Origin of the sequence: Aeromonas sp. s2 (assembly GCF_040907935.1) — a bacterium.
GTDB lineage: Bacteria > Pseudomonadota > Gammaproteobacteria > Enterobacterales > Aeromonadaceae > Aeromonas > Aeromonas dhakensis.
This window is the reverse complement of record NZ_JBFOCR010000019.1, coordinates 1-17,787: the sequence shown is the minus strand read 5'-3', so window position 1 is coordinate 17,787 and position 17,787 is coordinate 1. Positions and strand designations below refer to the sequence as shown.

Here is a 17,787-nt window from a genome sequence, read left to right as displayed (position 1 = left end):
CGATTACTCCTCGTTGAAGCCCGAGGTGAACAGCGCCACCACGGCGGCCAGGGCCTCCACTTCCTCGGGCCCCTCCACCTGAACTTCCACCTGCTTGCCCTGGGCGGAGTCCAGCATCAGCAGGCCGATCACGCTGTCCGCGTCGGCCTCGACCCCCTCTTCGTTGCGCAGCAACACGTGGGCATCGAACCCCTGCACCAGCTCGAACAGCATCATGGCCGGTCTGGCATGCATGCCCAGTTTGTTTTTCACTTCCACCGAGGCTGAGACGGTCATCTGATCTTCCTATTGGTCCATCAAAATTGCGGCGCACTCTTGTCGAGGGTGCGGTGGCGGATCTGGACGTTCTTGCCCAGCAGGCGGAAGGCGCCGGCCAGCTGCTCGGCAATGAATACCGATCTGTGCTGACCACCGGTACAGCCGATGCCGACCGTCACATAGCTGCGATTGTTGCGCTCCAGGTGAGGCAGCCAGGTCGCCAGCATGTTCTCGATCTGCAGGATGAACTGCATCACGTCAGGCTGGCTGGAGAGGTAGCGGGCCACAGGTTCATCTTTGCCGGTGAACGGCTTGAGCTCCGGGATCCAGTGCGGATTGGGCAGGAAGCGGGCGTCGAACACGAAGTCGGCATCCTTGGGGATACCGTACTTGAAGCCGAACGACTCGAACACCAGCACCAGCTCGTTCTCCTTCTTGCCGAGCACCCGGGTCTTGATGAGCTCGCTCAGGTCGTGGATGCTGAGGTTGGTAGTGTCGATGCGCAGGTCGGCCGTCGAGGAGAGCGGCGCCAGCAGGTGGGTCTCTTCACGGATCGCCTCGTCGAGCGACAGCTTGTTGCGCGACAGGGGGTGCAGCCGGCGGCTCTCGCCGTAGCGCTTGAGCAGGGTGGAGTTTTCCGCATCGAAAAAGAAGCTAGTGAACTCCACTCGACCCTCGTTGCGAACCTGGGCCAGCAGGGTTTCCAGCTTGTCGGAACTCGCCGGCAGGTTGCGCACGTCGATGCTGACCGCCAGCTTGTCATACTGGCTCTCGACCGACACGATCAACTGGGGCAGCAGGTTGACCGGCAGGTTATCCACGCAGTAATAACCGAGATCCTCCAGCACACGCAGGGCAACTGTCTTGCCCGAGCCGGAGCGCCCACTCACCACTATTAATTGCATCTTGTTCCCTCACCGCTTGGCGTCATTGCAAGGGCCTGCATCTCAGGCCGATGTCATGATCTGATAGAGTTCTTCATCGCTGGTTGCCTGGCGCAACTGGCGGCATACCGCCTTGTCGCCCAGTTTGGATGCCATCAGGGAAAGGGTCTTGAGGTGCTGCTTGCACTCGCTTTCCGGCACCAGCAGGGCAAACAGCAGGTCAACCGGTTGATTGTCGATGGAATCGAAGGGGATAGGCTCTGCGAAGGTCATCAGGATCGCGGTCGGCGGAAACTCGTCGCCGATCCGGCCGTGGGGAATGGCGATACCGGCACCGATCCCGGTACTGCCCATTTTTTCTCGCGCCAGCAGGCACTCGAAGAGCACCTGACGAGAGGTCCCCAGGCGCTCAGCGGCTAACTCGCTGATGATCTCCAGGGCGCGTTTCTTGCTGGTACAAGGGACCGCACTTTTGGTGCAGTCCCGACTCAGTATGTGTTCAAGTTGCATGGTTATTTTTGGTTTAACTTATCTTTGTGCTTGATGATCTGCCGATCCAGCTTGTCCAGCAGGGTATCAATCGCCGCATACATGTCAGCATGCTGCGAGTTGGCGAACACCTCACCCCCGCTGACATGCAGCTTGGCTTCGGCGATCTGGTTCAGTTTTTCTACGCTCAACACCACATGAACATTGTTGATGTGGTCAAAGTGACGCTCGAGTTTGGCAAATTTGTTGTTCACATAATCACGCAGAGCTTCGGTGATCTCGACATGGTGTCCGGTCAGGTTGATTTGCATAACGTCTTCCTTTTGTTTTGCCTAAACCAGGCGTTTGCGCTGATTGGATGGCGGGATCAACAAGGATTCACGGTACTTTGCGATCGTGCGTCTCGCCACCATAATACCCTGTTCGGCCAGCAAATCCGCGATCTTGCTATCACTTAGCGGCTTGGCGGGATTCTCCGCCGTGACCAGCTTCTTGATGAGCGCGCGAATTGCGGTCGATGAGCACTCTCCTCCTCCCTCGGTGTTCACATGGCTGGAGAAAAAAAACTTCAGTTCGAAGATGCCGCGCGGCGTGTGCATGTACTTCTGGGTAGTCACCCGCGAGATGGTCGACTCGTGCATCTCCACCGCTTCGGCGATGTCGTTGAGCACCATGGGTTTCATGGCCTCTTCACCGTATTCGAAGAAGCCCTGCTGCTGCTCGACGATGCAGCTGGCCACCTTGAGCAGGGTGTCGTTGCGACTCTCCAGACTCTTGATGAACCACTTGGCTTCCTGCAGGTGGGAGCGGATGAACTGGGTATCCTGACTGGTGCGGGCCTGTCTGGCCATGGCGGCATAGGTCTCGTTGACCCGGATGCGCGGGGCCGAGTCAGGGTTGAGCTCGACCACCCACTTGTTGCCCTTCTTGACCACGGAAACATCCGGGATCACGTACTGGGATTCGCTCTGGATGACGCCGTTACCGGGCCGCGGCTCCAGCTGCTGAATGAGATCCAGCACCTCCTTGAGGTCGTTCTCTCTCAGCTTGGTCTTGCGGGCCAGGGTGCGGTAATCGCGGTTGCCGAGCAGATCCATGTGCTCGAGGATCACCTCCCTGGCTTCGTTGAGCCAGGGCAAGTCAGGGGAGTACTGGCCCAGCTGGATCAGCAGGCACTCCTGCACCGAGCGGGCGGCGATGCCGACCGGATCGAAATGCTGCACCCGCTTGAGCACGGCCTCCACTTCATCGAGTTCCACCTCGACATCCTCGCTGCTCACCGCCGCCTGAATATCCTCAAGCGACACCGTCAGGTAACCGGATTCGTCGATGGCATCTATGATGGCGAGGGCGATGGCGGCATCCACGTCGCTGAACGGGGTCAAGCGCATCTGCCACAACAGGTAGTCCTGCAGGTTCTCGGTGGTTTCCCCCTGATAGACGCTGTCTTCCCCGTCATGGATGGGGCCTGCGCTCTGGGCGGTGCCGGCCGAGTAGACCTCTTCCCAGGTGGTATCCACCGGCAGTTCGTCCGGCATCTGGTCCTGGGCCATGGCATCGCTGGAATCGAGCTGGCTGACGTCCACCTGGTCGACCGGGCTGGTCTCCTGAACGTCGTTTTCCTCTTGCTCCAGCAAGGGGTTGTTGTCGAGCGCTTGCTGAATTTCCTGCTGGAGTTCCAGAGTGGAGAGCTGGAGCAGACGAATCGCTTGTTGTAATTGCGGCGTCATGGTCAGGGACTGACCGAGACGCAACTGTAATGTCGGCTTCATCTACGTCGGGATATCCTTATGGTCAGCGAGGCAGTCGTCACAGGAAATGAAGAGATGCCCCCTTACTATAGACTGAATTGATCGCCCAAATAGACGCGCTTGACCTGCTCATCGGCGAGTATTTCCGCCGGTGCCCCTTCGGCAATCATCTTGCCGTGGCTGACGATATAGGCCTTCTCACATACGTCCAGAGTCTCTCTGACGTTGTGGTCGGTGATCAAGACGCCCAGGCCTCTATCTTTGAGGTGCTGGATGATCTTCTTGATGTCTATCACAGAAATGGGGTCTACCCCGGCAAAAGGTTCATCCAGCAGGATAAAACGCGGCTCCGCCGCCAGCGCACGGGCGATCTCGACCCGGCGTCGCTCACCGCCCGACAGGCTCTGGCCCAGGCTGTCGCGGATATGGGTGATGTTGAACTCTTCCAGCAGTTGCTGAACCTTGTCCTCCCGCTCCTCGCGGCTCAATCCCTTGCGGGTCTGCATGACCCCCATCAGGTTGTCGAACACCGACAGGCGCCGGAAGATGGAAGCCTCCTGCGGCAGATAGCCGATGCCGTTGCGAGCACGGATATGCATGGGTTGCAGGCTGATGTCCTGATCATCGATGGTGATGAGACCGGCATCGCTCTGTACCAGTCCCACGATCATGTAGAAGGAGGTGGTCTTGCCGGCGCCGTTCGGGCCGAGCAGGCCGACGATCTGACCGGTGCCCACTTCCAGACTCACGTCGCTGACCACCATGCGGCGCTTGTAGCTCTTTTGCAGGCCGGCTGCTTTCAACACTGCCATGGTTTATTTTCCCTGCTTCTTCTGATCGGCCGGCTTGTCGAAACTCTCGACCTGATCCGGCAGGAACACCGTCTTGACCCGCTGGTTCGGGGTCTTGCTCTCGGCAACCATCTTCTGTTTGACGATGTCGTAGCGAATGAGATCGCCATTGACCTGGCTGTCTTCCTGCTTGAGCTGGCCATCGCCGGTGATGGTCACCAGCCGGTTCTTGAGCTCATAGCGGATGCTGTTGCCGTGGGCATTGACCGGCTTGCCGTTGTCCAGGATCTGGAAGAAGGTGGCTGGCTTGCCATAGGCCGTCATCACCTCGGCCCCCTTCTCGCCGGAGCGGATCACCACCACCTTGTCGGCCTTGATCTTGATGGAACCCTGGGTGATGGTCACATCCTGCTCGAAGGTGATGCGGTTGTCCTGCAGCTCGGCCACCTGCTTGACCGCGTCCACATAGACCTTCTCAGCAAAGTCGGACTCTTTTGCGCTCACGGTGCCGCACAGCAGCAGGGCCGCGAGGGCCAGATTAGCGTTTTTCATTGAAATAGATGGCATGGCCCTGATCCAGTAATTCGAAATATTTGCGTTCCAGATGACCCTTCAGGCCAACGCCCTCGGTCTGGAAGTCCTTACCCACTATGCTGACCTGCTGATTGCTTCTCACGTTCTGGGTCACCAGATCCAGCTCCAGATAGGGGGTATCCAGCGTGGAGATGAAGGTGGTGGGCAGCAGACCGTCCAGATGCACCTTGTCCCGCAGGATCACGTTGTCATCGGTGTTGAGCACCCCGGTCTCGGCGTTGACCTTCCACTCGGCTTCGCCCTGCTTGTCGAACATGTAGACCACCGGCTTGTCGAAGGTCGCCTGTTCCAGGATCTGGTAATACTCCGCATAGCGGGACTCCAGTCGCTCGGTACGCAGCCCCTCGGCATTGAAGCGGGTCGTCACCAGATTCTTGGCGGTGAAGTCCGGCTGATAATTTTCCACCTTGGTGGTCGGCTCCGGCGCCAGCTCGATATCGCCGAGTTGCCAGGCCGCCAGCGCCACCAGGAACAGCAGGGCGAACAACAGGGTCTGTCTGCTCATACCGAGGCCTCAGGCTGATAATCACCCAGCCCCTGGGCCTGCAGGATGAGATCGCACACCTCGCGCACCGCCCCCACACCACCGGCCAGCCGGGTCACCATGTCGGCGCGCGCCAGCACCAGCGGATGGGCGTCGGCCACGGCAATGCCGAGGCCGCAGGCCTGCATCACCGGCAGATCGATGGTGTCATCTCCCATATAGGCTGCTTGCGATGCATCCAGCCCCAGCTTGGCCAGCAGCGCCTCGAAGTGGGGCAGCTTCTGATCCGCCCCCTGCACCAGGTGCTGCACCCCCAGGCTCTTCATCCGATCGCTGACGATGCGGGAGTTGCGTCCGGTGATGATGGCAATCTCGATGCCGGCATTGAGCAGCGCCCGCATGCCGGCGCCGTCGCGAGTGCAGAAGGTTTTCAGCTCTTCGCCGTCATTTCCCATGTAGATGAGGCCGTTGGAGAGCACCCCGTCCACATCGCACACCAGCAGGCGGATCTGCGCCGCCTGATCAAACTGGCTGCGCGTCACCGGACCATAGAGGGTCGGTACGTTTTGCATCAAATTACTCCGGCTTTCAGTAGGTCGTGCATGTTGAAGGCCCCCAGCGGGCGCTTGTCGCAATCCACGACCAGTAATCCGTTGATCTTTCTGGTTTCCATCAGCTTGACGGCCTCGGCCGCCATCATCTCTGGTCCCACGGTAACACAGTTCACCGTCATGACGCGGCTGATCGGGGTGTGATGGATATCCACCTGCAGATCCAGAATGCGGCGCAGGTCGCCATCGGTGAACAGGCCGGCCAGCACGCCGTTGCCATCAACCACCGCCGTCATGCCGAGTCCCTTGCGACTCACTTCCAGCAGTGCCTGGCTGATGGTGGCATCTATCCCCACCTGGGGCAACAGCTCGCCGCTATGCATCAGATCGCCGACTCGCAGCAGCAAGCGCTTGCCGAGCGACCCGCCCGGGTGAGAGAGAGCAAAATCGTCGGCGGTAAAACCGCGGGCTTCCAGCAGGGCCACCGCCAGCGCATCGCCCATCACCAGGGTCGCGGTGGTACTGGAGGTCGGCGCCAGCCCCAGCGGGCAGGCTTCCTTCTCCACCTTGATGCACAGGTGCACGTTGGCTTCTTTTGCCATGGTGGAGGCCGGGTTGCCGGTCATGCAGATGAGCGGAATGCCGCGGCGCTTGAGTACCGGCAGCAGGGCCAGGATCTCGTCGCTCTCACCGGAGTTGGAGATGGCGATGATGAGATCGCCGCCGGAGATCATCCCCAGATCGCCGTGGCTGGCTTCACCCGGATGGAGGAAGAAGGCGGGCGTGCCGGTGCTGGCCAGGGTCGCCGCTATCTTGCTTCCGACATGACCTGACTTGCCCATGCCGGTGACCACTATCTTGCCACTACAGCGCAGTATCATCTCGCACGCCTGATCGAAGGCATCGTTCAGGTACTGGTAGAGTCCATCAATCGCTTGTTTCTCGATGTCCAGCACGGTACGGGCGCTGCGACGAAAATCGAACAGTTCAGACACTTTTTCAGACTTTACAGACATAAAGGCACAGCTCCGGGCTGAAATTTGCTGCGGGATTATAAAAAAGTCTGTCGAGATAAGCGAATCGGATACTTATTGGGCGTAAAAGAGAGACAATTGGTTACAAAAAACTGTCGCGCGTCTGGATGGGCAGACTGTTCAATAGTTGTTCCTTGCTGTTGCTTAGACCTAGACTAGCCCATAAAATTCGCTCTTCATTTACACCGGATGGACAATTGTTTGAACGATGACCTGATCACCATCTCCGACCTGACCTTCAGTCACGGAGATCGGCTGTTATACGACGGGATAAACCTGACCATTCCCCGTGGCAAGGTCACTGCGGTCATGGGCCCCAGCGGCATCGGCAAGACTACCTTGCTGCGGTTGATCGGCGGCCAGCTCAAGCCCGAGTCCGGTCATATCCTGTTTGACGGGGAAGATATCCCCACCCTCTCCCGCTCGCGCCTGTACGAGGTGCGCAAGCGGATGAGCATGCTGTTCCAGAGCGGCGCCCTGTTTACCGGCATGACGGTTTACGACAACGTGGCCTTCCCGCTGCGCGAGCACTCCGGCCTGCCGGAGGAGCTGATCCACACCATCGTCATGATGAAGCTGCAGGCGGTGGGCCTGCGCGGCGCAGCAAAGCTGATGCCGTCCGAGCTCTCCGGCGGCATGGCCAGACGCGCGGCGCTGGCCCGCTCCATCGCGCTGGATCCGGACCTCATCATGTATGACGAGCCGTTCGTCGGCCAGGATCCCATCACCATGGCGGTGCTGGTGAAGCTCATCAAGGATATGAACGATGCCCTCGGCATCACCTCCGTCATCGTCACCCACGACGTGAAGGAGGTGCTGAGCATCGCCGACTACGCCTATATCATCGCCAACCGCAAGGTGGTGGCGCACGGCACGCCGGCCCAGCTGCGCGAGGAGCACAATCCCGAGGTCGAGCAGTTCCTGAAGGGACTGCCCGACGGTCCTGTTCCGTTTCATTTTCCGGCAGGCGAGCTGCTACAGGATCTCTGATGTTGACAAGCCAGGTAAGCAAACTCGGGCGAAGCGGGGTGCGGTTCATCAGCGCCATCGGCCGCGCCACCATCATGTTGTTTCACGCGTTGGCGGGCAAACCCGCGCCGCGCAAGCACTTTCCGCTGCTGGTACAGCAGCTCTATGTGGTCGGGGTGCAGTCGGTCGCCATCATTCTGGTGTCGGGCCTGTTCATTGGCATGGTGCTCTCGCTGCAAGGCTACAACGTCCTGAAGGACTTTGGCGCCGAGCAGAGCCTGGGCCCGCTGGTCTCCCTCTCCCTGCTGCGGGAACTGGGCCCGGTGGTGACCGCCCTGCTGTTTGCCGGTCGTGCGGGCTCCGCCCTCACCGCCGAAATCGGCCTGATGAAGGCCACCGAGCAGCTCTCGAGCCTCGAGATGATGGCGGTGGATCCGCTGCGTCGGGTGGTGGCGCCGCGCTTCTGGGCCGGGGTCATCAGCATGCCGCTGCTGGCCTTCATGTTCAGCCTAATCGGCATCTTCGGCGGCAAGCTGGTCGGGGTGGACTGGCTGGGGGTCGATGAGGGGGGCTTCTGGTCCGCCATGCAGGCCTCCGTCGACTGGCAGGATGACATCATGCAGGGCGCCATCAAGAGCCTGATCTTCGCCCTGGTGGTCACCTGGATTGCGCTCTTTAACGGTTATGATGCCAAGCCGACCTCGGCCGGGATCAGTCAGGCCACGACCCGTACCGTGGTCCACTCCTCCCTGGCCGTGCTCGGCCTGGATTTTATACTCACCGCAGTCATGTTTGGATAAGGTAAAGATGAAGTTCAGCAAAGTAGAATTCCTGGTTGGCACCTTCATGCTGGCCGGCATCGGTGCCATTCTGGCATTGGCACTGCAAGTGGCAGGTTTGAGTTTCAAACCGGAAGGAGAAACCTATACCCTGCGCGCCCATTTCGATAATATCGGCGGCCTGAAAGTACGCTCACCGGTCAAGGTGGGCGGCGTGGTCGTCGGTCGGGTCAGCGACATCAGCCTGGACGCCAAGAGCCAGGTTCCGGTCGTCTCCCTGCAGATGCAGAAGAGCGCCGGCGAGTTCTCTGAGACCAGCACCCTCTCCATCCTGACCTCAGGCCTGCTGGGTGAGCAGTACATCGGCCTGGTACCCGGTTTTACCGATGAGGAGATGGGCACCAGCATGCTCAAGGATGGCGACATGATTGAAGACACCAAATCCGCCATTGTGCTGGAAGACCTGATTGGCAAGTTCCTCTACAGCCAGTCTTCCGACACCAAGTCAGACAGCAAGTAAGGAGTAACCATGTTCAAGAAGATCGCCCTGTTGCTGGGCCTGATGACCAGCATGCTGTTTTCCCTGACCGCACAAGCCACCGATGCCACCGACCCCTATGCTCTGGTGGATCAGGCGGCCAAGCAGACCTTCGCCCGCCTGAAGGCCGATCAGGCCCAGGTGAAGAGCAATCCGGATCACCTGCGGGTGATCATCCGCGAAGAGCTGCTGCCCTACGTGGACAACCGCTTCGCCGCCTACAAGGTGCTCGGCAACCAGATCAAGCAGACCACCCCGGCCCAGCGTGACGCCTTCGTCGAGGTGTTCACCGAGTACATGGTGAGCTCCTACGCCGACGCCCTGGCTCATTTCGACAAGCAGACCGTCAAGGTCGAGCCGGGCAAGGCCGCTGGTGACAGCAACATCACCGCCGTCAACGTCAGCGTGAAAGAGGCCGGCAAGCCGGATATCTTCCTCGAGTTCAAGCTGCGCAAGAACAACAAGACCGGCGAATGGAAAGCCTTCGACATGGTCGCCGAGGGGATCAGCCTGCTCTCTGCCAAACAGAACGAGCTGGGTGGCCTCATTCGCCAGAACGGCATCGATGCGGTGATCGCCCAGCTGCGCGCCCACAATGCCAAGCCGCTGGTGCTCAAGTCATGAGACTGAGCGGCGAGCTGCAGGCGGCTCAGGTGATTGAGCTGTGGCAACGGCGGGCTGACTGGTGGCAGGAAGATCTGCTCGAGCTCGGCGACGTGACCACGCTGGATTCCGCCGGGCTGGCCCTGCTGGTCAAATGGGCCAAAGCCGCTCTGGCACGAGGCGCCACACCGCAACTGGTGGGTGCCTCCGCTGATTTCTATACCCTGGCCAACCTCTACGGAGTGGCCGGATTGTTTCAATCAACCCCGCTCACAACTGAGGACGCATAATGCAAGTCTCTGAAATTGAAGCGATACTCCTCGAGGCTCTGCCATTGTCCGAAGTCCATGTCAAAGGGGATGGCAGTCACTACCAAGTGATCGCCATCGGTGACATGTTTGACGGCATGAGCCGGGTCAAGAAGCAGCAGGCCATCTATGCCCCGCTGATGGACAAGATCGCCAGCAACGCCATTCACGCACTCTCCATCAAGGCCTTTACCGATGCCGAGTGGAAACGCGAACGTAAATTTCTACTGCCCTCCTGATTTGGTATCAAACGTAAATGGACAAATTCAAGATCGATGGTCGTTGTACTCTCAACGGCGAAGTGACCATCTCTGGCGCCAAGAACGCCGCTCTGCCGATCCTGTTCGCCACCCTGCTGTGTGACGAGGAGATCCACCTCTCCAACGTGCCGCGTCTGAAAGACGTGGGGACCACCATCAAGCTGCTGGAGATGCTGGGCGCCACCACCAAGGTGAACGGCAACGTGACCGTGCTGACCGGCGCCGTGAACAACCACGTCGCCCCCTACGAGCTGGTGAAGACCATGCGCGCCTCCATCCTGGCGCTGGGCCCGCTGGCCGCCCGTTTTGGCGCGGCTGACGTCTCCCTGCCCGGCGGCTGCGCCATCGGTGCCCGTCCGGTCAACCTGCACGTGCACGGTCTGGAGCTGATGGGTGCCAAGATCGTCATCGAGGAGGGTTACATCAAGGCCCGCGTCGACGGTCGCCTGAAGGGTGCCCACATCCTGATGGACATGGTCTCCGTCACCGGTACCGAAAACCTGATGATGGCCGCCACCCTGGCTGATGGCCGCACCGTGATCGAAAACGCCGCGCGCGAGCCGGAAGTGGTCGATCTGGCCCACTTCCTCAACGCGCTGGGCGCCAAGATCCAGGGCGCGGGCACCGACACCCTGATCATCGACGGTGTCGAGCGTCTGCACGGCGGCAGTTACAGCGTGCAACCGGATCGTATCGAAACCGGTACCTTCCTGGTGGGCGCCGCGGTCACCGGCGGCAAGATCACCTGCCGCAAGACCGACCCGACCCTGCTGGAAGCGGTTCTGGTCAAGCTGGAAGAGGCCGGCGCCCTGATTGAGAAGGGTGAAGACTGGATCACCCTCGACATGACTGGTCGCACCCTCAAGCCGGTCACCATCAAGACCGCCCCCTACCCGGCCTTCCCGACCGACATGCAGGCCCAGTTCACCGTGCTGAACGCGGTAGCCAAGGGCACCGGCATGGTCACAGAGACCATCTTCGAGAACCGTTTCATGCACGTGCCTGAACTGGTACGGATGGGCGCCGACATCGAACTGCAGGGCAACGTGGCCATCTGCCGCGACACCGAGCAGCTCAAGGGTGCCCAGGTGATGGCAACCGACCTGCGCGCCTCCGCTAGTCTGGTGCTGGCCGGCTTCGTCGCAGAAGGTTCCACCATAGTCGACCGCATTTACCACATCGACCGTGGCTACGAAGACATCGAGCAGAAGCTGCAAGGCCTCGGCGGCCGCATCGAGCGCATCAAGGGCTGATTGCCGCCCCTGCGCACGCCGATACAAAAAGGCCCCTCGCACAGCGAGGGGCCTTTTTCATGAGTGCTGATCGGTGGGATCGCGGGGTCAGTGTCCCGCCAGCTTCATGTTCTCGACCAGCACAGAGCCTGTCTTGAGGCTGGAGCGCTCATCTTCGTCGCTGCCCACCGCCACTATGTGGCTGAACATCTCTGCCAGGTTGCCGGCGATGGTGATCTCCTCGACCGGATAGGCTATCTCGCCATTCTCGACCCAGAAACCGGCGGCGCCGCGGGAGTAGTCACCATTGACGATGTTTACCCCCTGCCCCATCAACTCGGTCACCAGCAGGCCGGTGCCCATCTCCTTGAGCATGCCATTGAAATCCTGACCTGTGCTGGAGACCTGCCAGTTGTGGATGCCACCGGCGTGGCCTGTGCTGGTCAGCCCCAGTTTGCGGGCGGAGTAGGAGGTGAGCAGCCAGCTCATCAGCTCGCCATTGCGCACTATGTCCATGTCGCGGGTAAGCACCCCTTCCCCATCAAACGGGGTGCTGGCGAGCCCCCCCAGCAGGTGGGGGAATTCCTGGATGGTGAGCCATTCGGGCAGGATCTGCTTGCCCAGCTTGTCCAGCAGGAAGCTCGACTTGCGGTAGAGGTTGCCGCCGCTGATGGCCATCACCAGATGACCCCAGAGACCAGCCGCCGTATCGGGATGGAACAGCACGGGTGCATGGCGGGTGGCGATCTTGCGGGCACCGAGGCGGGAGACGGTGCGCTCCACCGCCTCATCGGCAATGCGCTGCGGGCTCCAGAGGCCCTCCAGGGTACGGCTGGAGGAGTAGCCGTAATCGCGCTGCATGTCGCCATCCTGCTCGCCGATCAGCACGCAGCTCAGGGAGTTACGCGAGGCGGCATAGCCTTTGACGAAGCCGTGACTGTTGCCATAGACCTTGATGCCAAGGTGGCTGGAGAAACCGGCACCGTCGGAGTGCTTGATGCGGGCATCGCGCCCCAGCGCCAACCGTTCACACTCGGTGGCCAGCTCGATGCCATATTGGGGATCCAGCGCGACCGGGTGGCACAGCTGCAGATCCGGGGCGTTCCAGGCCAGCAGATCTGCATCCGCCAGACCGGCACACTCGTCAGGGGAGGTATGGCGCGCAATCTCCATGGCCGCTTCCACGGCGGCGCGAATGGCTGACGGGCTCAGATCCGTGGTGGACGAGGAGCCCTTGCAGCCATCGCGATAGACGGCGATGCCGAGCGCGCCATCCTTGTTGAATTCGATGCTTTCCAGTTCACAACCGCGGGTGTTGACCGACAGCCCGGTCTGTTTGCTGATGGAGACTTCGGCCAGCGAGGCGCCCAGTCCCTTGGCGATATCCAGGGCCTCGGCAACCACGGCCTCGAGATGGGCTTGATCCTGGCGGATTTGGTCTTGCTGATCCATAACTCACATCTGTATGAAGGAAGGAAAGGGGCTAAGCATATCAGACCCCTGCGCCCAGCGGGAGAAGCTGGTAACATATCCGCCAAACGTGAATGACAGGAATCAAGAGACCGATGAGTCAATATCAAGACGACAACGAGTGGGAAGACTGGGGCCCCAGCAAGAGCCAGCTCAAGCGTGATGCCGAGGCGCTGCAGAAGATGGGGGAAGAGATCGTCTCCCTCAGCCACAGCGAACTGGAGAAGATCCCGCTGGATGAAGAGCTGGCCGAAGCGGTCGAGCTGGGCCGCAAGCTCAAGCCAAAGAAGGATGAGTCTTTCCGCCGCCACCTGCAGTTCATCGGCCGGTTGATGCGCAGCCGCGATGTGGAGCCCATCGTCGAGGCGCTCTCCATCATCAAGAATCGCCACTCCACCGTCAACGCCCGCCTGCACCGGCTGGAACAGTGGCGCGAGCGGCTGATCAACGAAGGCGACAGCGCCCTCAACGAGCTGATGTCCCAGTTCCACGAGCTGGACCGCCAGAAGCTGCGCCAGCTGATCCGCACCGCCAACAAGGAGCGGGAGCTGAACAAGCCGCCGGTGGCCTATCGCGAGATGTACCAGTATCTGCGCGGCGAGATCGAAGATCTGCTGTAAGTGATGACTCACGTTCGCCGACAGGCGGCGGTCAACACAAAATGAAACGGGGCCTATACGGCCCCGTTTTTCATGGCGTGAAGGGTCAGTTACCCGCTACGCACTGGGTGTGGGTTTCCGGTTGCAGATAGGGCATCAGCAGCGGCGCCATCCCCTTGAGCACCTGTACCGGCAGGGCCGAGGTGAAGCGGAACTTGTCGGACTGGCTGCCGGGCACATAGGCCGTCAGGGTGCCGAAGTGATCATCCCCGATGTAGAAGACGAAGGTGGCGGTCCGGTTGCGGGCCAGCGAGCTGGTCACGTTGCCGTAGCGGCCCACCGTCTCGATCCGGTTGTCACCGGTCCCCGTCTTGCCCCCCATCTGCAGCACTGTGCCGTCCGGCAGGGCGAAGGCACCGGCGATGCGCCTGGCGGTTCCCCCTTCCACCACCTTCGACAACGCGTTGCGCAGGGCGGTGGCCACTTCGACCGGCAATACCCGGGTTCCCTCGGTCTGCGCTGGCGTGAACTCTGTCTCGAACGGCGTACCCTTGGCAAACGAGAGGTGCTCGATGCGCAGGGTCGGCGCGCGGATGCCGCCATTCTGGATGATCCCCATCAGCTCGGCCAACGCAGCAGGGCGATCGCCCGAACTGCCCAGCGCGGTTGCCAGCGACGGCACCAGGTGATCGAACGGATAGCCCAGTCTGGCCCAGCGCTGATGGATATCGAGGAAGGCCTCGACCTCCAGCATGGTGCGGATCCGGCTGTCCCGGGCGCTGCGGTGCCGGGTCTTGAACAGCCAGCTGTAGACCTCTTGGCGCTCGTCCCGGCTCGCCTCGACGGCATCGGCGAAGGTCGCCTTGTCAAACTCCTTGAGATAGGAGAGCAGCCACAGCTCCAGCGGGTGTACCCGGGCGATATAGCCCTGATCCGGCAGCGAATACTTGCCGGGGCCATAGCTGGTGTAGAGCTGTTCGATGCGCCGCTCGCTCAGCTTCTCCCGCGGCAGACGCTTGGCCAGGAAGGCCGCGAAGGTCTCCTGCGAGGCATCCGGCATCAGGTAGCGGTGCACGGCGGCAAGGCGCACGGCGCTGGGTTTGAGGCCATCCAGGAAGGTGTCGAGCTGCTCCTCTGGAGTCTTGCCACGGTATTTGCGCCAGAAGCGCAGCAGATAGGTCTGTCCCTCCTTGTCTGCAAACTTGGCCAGATATTCGGTGCGGCGCGGATCCTTGTCATCCTTGAGCAACTGGGCGCGGTTGCCCTCCCGATAGAGGCTGTAGCGAACGATATCGCGCATCAAGCGCACGAACGGCAGGTTGATGGACTCACGCAGGGCATCGCGAATGGCCGGAATGCGGCCGTTGTCTTCGCGCCGGAAGTTGTTGAAGGTGTGCATGCCGCCACCGGTGAAGAACCCTTCGTTCGGGCTGGCGGAATACTTGCGATCCAGCGCAGCCTCCAGCATCAGGGGCAGGCTCTTGTCCTTGGCAGTCATCAGGTAAGAGACGGCCCAGCGGCTGATGTTGTCCTGATCCGACACCTCTATCTTGCGCAGGCTCTCGGCCGACATACCGGCATAACTGTCGTGCAGCTCGGAGACGAGCTCCAGATAGGTGGTCAGCACCCGCAACTTGGCGGTAGAGCCCAGCTCCAGCTTGCTGCCCTCGTTGATGTCAAACGGCTGATCCGTGTTGTCGGTCTGCACCCGCACCTTGAAGCCCTGCGGCGATTTTTCGAACAGGGTGAAGCTGTACTTCACATCCCCCGTCTTCTCCGGCGAGAGCAAGCGCTCACCAAACAGGCCGACCTGAGCGGCAAACGTCGGATCAGCCAACTGTTGCAGGTAATGGGAAACCTCGTTTTGCAGCGGCATGTTGAGGCTGGTATCGGCCGTCAGATCGAGCCGGTCCAGATCGTAGAGCTGCACCCCGAGCTGACGGCTGAGACGGGTACGGGCAACCTGCAACCCCTTGTTGTTGTTGACCTTGGTCACCGCGGGGGACTGCAGGAAGTCACGGAAGGTGATCTTGGCCTTCAACGCAGCCTCCATCAGCGGCGGCGTGATCATCCCTTCCTGCACGAACAGGCGCAGATAGCTGTCGGTCAGTGTGGCCAGTGCCTCACGTCCCTGAGCCAAGTAATAGGAGGGGCGGCGATGAGCAATCATCAATGAAACCACCTGACGCAGTGCCAGCCCCTGCTCCGCCAGCGAGGCATCCTGGTTGCGAGCGGGATCCAGCAGCCGGTTCACCTCGTCAACATTGGCACCGAACCAGACCCAGAGGCCATCACCCAGACCGTGCACCTCGCCATAACCGGGGGCCGCCGAGAGTGGCACCGAGTTGAGGTAGGCCCAGGCAACCAGCTTGCGCGCCTCCAGGGTCTCCGGCCCAAGCCGGTAAGCCCGCACGCTGGCGGACGCCATCTGGCGGATCTTCTCGGTGGGGGAGAGCGTCAGTCCATCCGGCGAGTGGCGGTACTTCTCGACCTGGGTCGCCAGGGTACTGCCGCCAGCCGACTGATCCTGCATATCGAGCGCCTTGCCCACCTGGGACATGGCCGCCTTGGCAAAACGGGGCCAGTCCACGGCCGGGTTGGCCAGCGGATGTTCGTTGCTGAGCAGATCGCGGTTCTCGATGAACAGCAGCGACTGGATCACCAGCGGCGGGATGGAGGCAAAGTCCGGATAATAGTGGGTCGGATACTTGAACTGATAGAAGGGTTCCGCCCGGCAATCATGCAGGGTCAGACCGGCCTGGACCTTCTCGGTATAGGGGACGAAGAAGCCGCGGCTGGCGTAGTCATACAAGGCATCGGAGAAATGCACCTGCTCGCTGACCTGATAGCCGCGCTGCAGCAGACGCTCCTGCATCATGGGCAACAGCACATAACCCAGCCGCTTGTCGAAGGGACCATCCTCGGGGAAGGCAATCTGCTTGCTGAGACCGGGCTCGACCTGATAGGTCAGCTTGGCGGCATAGCGGGAGATCTCCTGCGACTGCAGGCGCGATGTCTGCATCTCATAGCCCACCAGAGCAATCACGGCGGCCAGGCACAGCAAAAAGAGAAAGCAGAACAACCAGCGCCACCAGGGACGACGCTTGCGCTTGTACTTCCCGTCCGCGCTTGGGACAGATGAATCCTGATATGCCACTTTGTTCAAATCCGTCTGTTCTGATGCGCCCATATCAGCCCCACCATGGTTGCGCAATTTATTGTGTTTCACTCAAGCTTAGTCGTTTCAAGTCAATGGCTTGAAATCTATTGACCGCTTTGTAGTGATGGTAACAGGGCGATCATGAAAAGGGGAGCCGATTGTTGCAGAGCGGCGAGAGATCCGAGCTGATGACAGAAAGCAAAACACCGGCCATGGGCCGGTGTTTTGGGAGAATAATGAGCGAGCTTACTTGCTGGAGCTCATCGCCTTGAGCTTGGAGCCCAGGTCTTTACGCTCCTTGGAGAGCTCGGCGTTTTTGATGATGTGATCATCAACGCGCTCTTCATAGTCGGCGCGCATGTTGGCGATGATGGCCTGAACCTCATCGATGCTCATGCCAGGCTTGATGTAATCACTCAGGTTGTCGAGCAGCAGCACCCGCTTCTGGTTGTCACGGATCTTCTTCTCATTGTCTGCGATTTCACGCTTGAGCTTGTTCTGACGACGGGACATACGCACATATTCCAGTACATCGCTGAAGGTGGACTTGTTTACTTGTTCCATATCGATACCACTGACGTAAGGTTGATAAAAGCAGGCCAAGTTGCATCCGTACCAGAGAAACGAGCATGAGAGAGTACGGGCCAACCCAAGATGCCCTTTACTCTACCGAGTTATGAAGCAGATACAACCCTAATTGCAGCTCTGGCGCCGGGTTTCGGCAGAGAAGAGTCGAGTGGAGAATAGGGAGTGAGGCAGGCACTGATCATGCGTCGAAGAACAGCGGCCAGATACGAATCAAGCTGAATTTCAGGCAATAAAAAAGCCCGCTCAAATGAGCAGGCTTTTTCAATTGGGTGCCTGGCAGTGTCCTACTCTCGCATGGCGAATGCCACACTACCATCGGCGCTACAGCGTTTCACTTCTGAGTTCGGCATGGGGTCAGGTGGTTCCACTGCGCTATTGCCGCCAGGCAAAAATCTTCAATCTGAAAAAGCTGATTTTGTTATTCGTTCTCGGTATCTGCTACAAG

21 protein-coding genes and 1 rRNA gene are annotated in these 17,787 nt (G+C 60.2%); 8 read left to right on the top strand and 14 right to left on the bottom strand.

Going from position 1 to position 17,787, the window contains the following annotated elements; all coding sequences use genetic code 11:
• Nucleotides 1–3 precede the first annotated feature (3 nt).
• The 10 genes from npr to AB5Y81_RS15370 all read right to left on the bottom strand — a co-directional run bounded on the left by npr (nucleotide 4) and on the right by AB5Y81_RS15370 (nucleotide 6,818).
• Entirely contained in the window at nucleotides 4–276 is a 273-nt protein-coding gene (gene npr / locus AB5Y81_RS15415; protein ID WP_005305943.1) for a PTS phosphocarrier protein NPr, read from the bottom strand.
• Nucleotides 277–296: 20 nt separating this feature from the next.
• On the bottom strand, nucleotides 297–1,163 hold the full coding sequence (gene rapZ, locus AB5Y81_RS15410) for an RNase adapter RapZ (RefSeq protein WP_005305946.1): 867 nt from the start codon (nucleotides 1,161–1,163) through the stop codon (nucleotides 297–299).
• Between the two features lie 42 nt (nucleotides 1,164–1,205).
• Nucleotides 1,206–1,652, bottom strand: a complete 447-nt coding sequence (gene ptsN / locus AB5Y81_RS15405; RefSeq protein WP_005305951.1) for a PTS IIA-like nitrogen regulatory protein PtsN — start codon at nucleotides 1,650–1,652, stop codon at nucleotides 1,206–1,208.
• Nucleotides 1,653–1,654: 2 nt separating this feature from the next.
• Nucleotides 1,655–1,942: a ribosome hibernation promoting factor gene (gene hpf / locus AB5Y81_RS15400; RefSeq protein ID WP_005305957.1), complete on the bottom strand. Its 288-nt coding sequence runs from the start codon at nucleotides 1,940–1,942 to the stop codon at nucleotides 1,655–1,657.
• 21 nt (nucleotides 1,943–1,963) lie between these two features.
• Nucleotides 1,964–3,403 (bottom strand): RNA polymerase factor sigma-54, encoded by a 1,440-nt coding sequence (locus tag AB5Y81_RS15395; RefSeq protein ID WP_126880648.1) that lies wholly within the window; start codon nucleotides 3,401–3,403, stop codon nucleotides 1,964–1,966.
• A gap of 65 nt (nucleotides 3,404–3,468) precedes the next feature.
• Nucleotides 3,469–4,194 carry an LPS export ABC transporter ATP-binding protein gene (lptB, locus tag AB5Y81_RS15390; RefSeq protein WP_005305964.1) on the bottom strand — a complete coding sequence of 242 codons (726 nt, stop codon included), beginning with the start codon at nucleotides 4,192–4,194 and terminating at the stop codon, nucleotides 3,469–3,471.
• 3 nt (nucleotides 4,195–4,197) lie between these two features.
• Nucleotides 4,198–4,725, bottom strand: a complete 528-nt coding sequence (lptA, locus tag AB5Y81_RS15385; protein ID WP_010635928.1) for a lipopolysaccharide transport periplasmic protein LptA — start codon at nucleotides 4,723–4,725, stop codon at nucleotides 4,198–4,200.
• On the bottom strand, nucleotides 4,712–5,272 hold the full coding sequence (gene lptC, locus AB5Y81_RS15380; RefSeq protein ID WP_005305970.1) for an LPS export ABC transporter periplasmic protein LptC: 561 nt from the start codon (nucleotides 5,270–5,272) through the stop codon (nucleotides 4,712–4,714). The genes lptA and lptC overlap by 14 nt, the downstream gene beginning before the upstream one ends.
• A complete protein-coding gene (kdsC, locus tag AB5Y81_RS15375) occupies nucleotides 5,269–5,823 on the bottom strand; it encodes a 3-deoxy-manno-octulosonate-8-phosphatase KdsC (protein WP_017766397.1) in 555 nt (184 codons plus the stop codon). The genes lptC and kdsC overlap by 4 nt, the downstream gene beginning before the upstream one ends.
• Complete coding sequence (locus AB5Y81_RS15370; protein WP_279485204.1) at nucleotides 5,823–6,818, bottom strand: KpsF/GutQ family sugar-phosphate isomerase; 996 nt, start codon at nucleotides 6,816–6,818, stop codon at nucleotides 5,823–5,825. Before AB5Y81_RS15370 ends, kdsC begins: the two co-directional genes overlap by 1 nt.
• Before the next feature lie 207 nt (nucleotides 6,819–7,025).
• Here AB5Y81_RS15370 and mlaF point away from each other — a divergent pair, with 207 nt between their 5' ends.
• Genes mlaF through murA form a run of 7 tightly spaced genes read left to right on the top strand, consistent with a single transcriptional unit; the run spans nucleotide 7,026 to nucleotide 11,546 of the window.
• Nucleotides 7,026–7,826 carry a phospholipid ABC transporter ATP-binding protein MlaF gene (mlaF, locus tag AB5Y81_RS15365; protein ID WP_005305979.1) on the top strand — a complete coding sequence of 267 codons (801 nt, stop codon included), beginning with the start codon at nucleotides 7,026–7,028 and terminating at the stop codon, nucleotides 7,824–7,826.
• Nucleotides 7,826–8,605 (top strand): lipid asymmetry maintenance ABC transporter permease subunit MlaE, encoded by a 780-nt coding sequence (mlaE, locus tag AB5Y81_RS15360; protein WP_005305981.1) that lies wholly within the window; start codon nucleotides 7,826–7,828, stop codon nucleotides 8,603–8,605. The genes mlaF and mlaE overlap by 1 nt, the downstream gene beginning before the upstream one ends.
• A 7-nt stretch (nucleotides 8,606–8,612) precedes the next feature.
• On the top strand, nucleotides 8,613–9,104 hold the full coding sequence (gene mlaD, locus AB5Y81_RS15355) for an outer membrane lipid asymmetry maintenance protein MlaD (RefSeq protein ID WP_005305985.1): 492 nt from the start codon (nucleotides 8,613–8,615) through the stop codon (nucleotides 9,102–9,104).
• Nucleotides 9,105–9,113: 9 nt separating this feature from the next.
• Nucleotides 9,114–9,746 carry a phospholipid-binding protein MlaC gene (gene mlaC / locus AB5Y81_RS15350; protein ID WP_017409367.1) on the top strand — a complete coding sequence of 211 codons (633 nt, stop codon included), beginning with the start codon at nucleotides 9,114–9,116 and terminating at the stop codon, nucleotides 9,744–9,746.
• Nucleotides 9,743–10,015 carry a lipid asymmetry maintenance protein MlaB gene (locus AB5Y81_RS15345; protein WP_005305991.1) on the top strand — a complete coding sequence of 91 codons (273 nt, stop codon included), beginning with the start codon at nucleotides 9,743–9,745 and terminating at the stop codon, nucleotides 10,013–10,015. Before mlaC ends, AB5Y81_RS15345 begins: the two co-directional genes overlap by 4 nt.
• Complete coding sequence (gene ibaG, locus AB5Y81_RS15340; protein WP_139742554.1) at nucleotides 10,015–10,272, top strand: BolA family iron metabolism protein IbaG; 258 nt, start codon at nucleotides 10,015–10,017, stop codon at nucleotides 10,270–10,272. Before AB5Y81_RS15345 ends, ibaG begins: the two co-directional genes overlap by 1 nt.
• Before the next feature lie 17 nt (nucleotides 10,273–10,289).
• Nucleotides 10,290–11,546: a UDP-N-acetylglucosamine 1-carboxyvinyltransferase gene (gene murA, locus AB5Y81_RS15335; protein WP_025202558.1), complete on the top strand. Its 1,257-nt coding sequence runs from the start codon at nucleotides 10,290–10,292 to the stop codon at nucleotides 11,544–11,546.
• An 87-nt stretch (nucleotides 11,547–11,633) separates the two neighbouring features.
• On the opposite strand, the gene pmbA is transcribed toward murA, so the two are convergent.
• Entirely contained in the window at nucleotides 11,634–12,977 is a 1,344-nt protein-coding gene (gene pmbA, locus AB5Y81_RS15330; RefSeq protein ID WP_017779766.1) for a metalloprotease PmbA, read from the bottom strand.
• Between the two features lie 113 nt (nucleotides 12,978–13,090).
• Between pmbA and yjgA the strand changes: the two genes are divergently transcribed.
• Complete coding sequence (gene yjgA, locus AB5Y81_RS15325; RefSeq protein WP_010635921.1) at nucleotides 13,091–13,615, top strand: ribosome biogenesis factor YjgA; 525 nt, start codon at nucleotides 13,091–13,093, stop codon at nucleotides 13,613–13,615.
• Nucleotides 13,616–13,700: 85 nt separating this feature from the next.
• Here yjgA and AB5Y81_RS15320 read toward each other — a convergent pair whose 3' ends face one another.
• The 3 genes from AB5Y81_RS15320 to rrf all read right to left on the bottom strand — a co-directional run bounded on the left by AB5Y81_RS15320 (nucleotide 13,701) and on the right by rrf (nucleotide 17,728).
• Complete coding sequence (locus AB5Y81_RS15320; protein WP_279485203.1) at nucleotides 13,701–16,784, bottom strand: transglycosylase domain-containing protein; 3,084 nt, start codon at nucleotides 16,782–16,784, stop codon at nucleotides 13,701–13,703.
• A gap of 216 nt (nucleotides 16,785–17,000) precedes the next feature.
• A complete protein-coding gene (gene tmaR / locus AB5Y81_RS15315; RefSeq protein WP_279485202.1) occupies nucleotides 17,001–17,318 on the bottom strand; it encodes a PTS system regulator TmaR in 318 nt (105 codons plus the stop codon).
• Nucleotides 17,319–17,613: 295 nt separating this feature from the next.
• Nucleotides 17,614–17,728 (bottom strand): 5S ribosomal RNA (gene rrf / locus AB5Y81_RS15310).
• Nucleotides 17,729–17,787 lie beyond the last annotated feature (59 nt).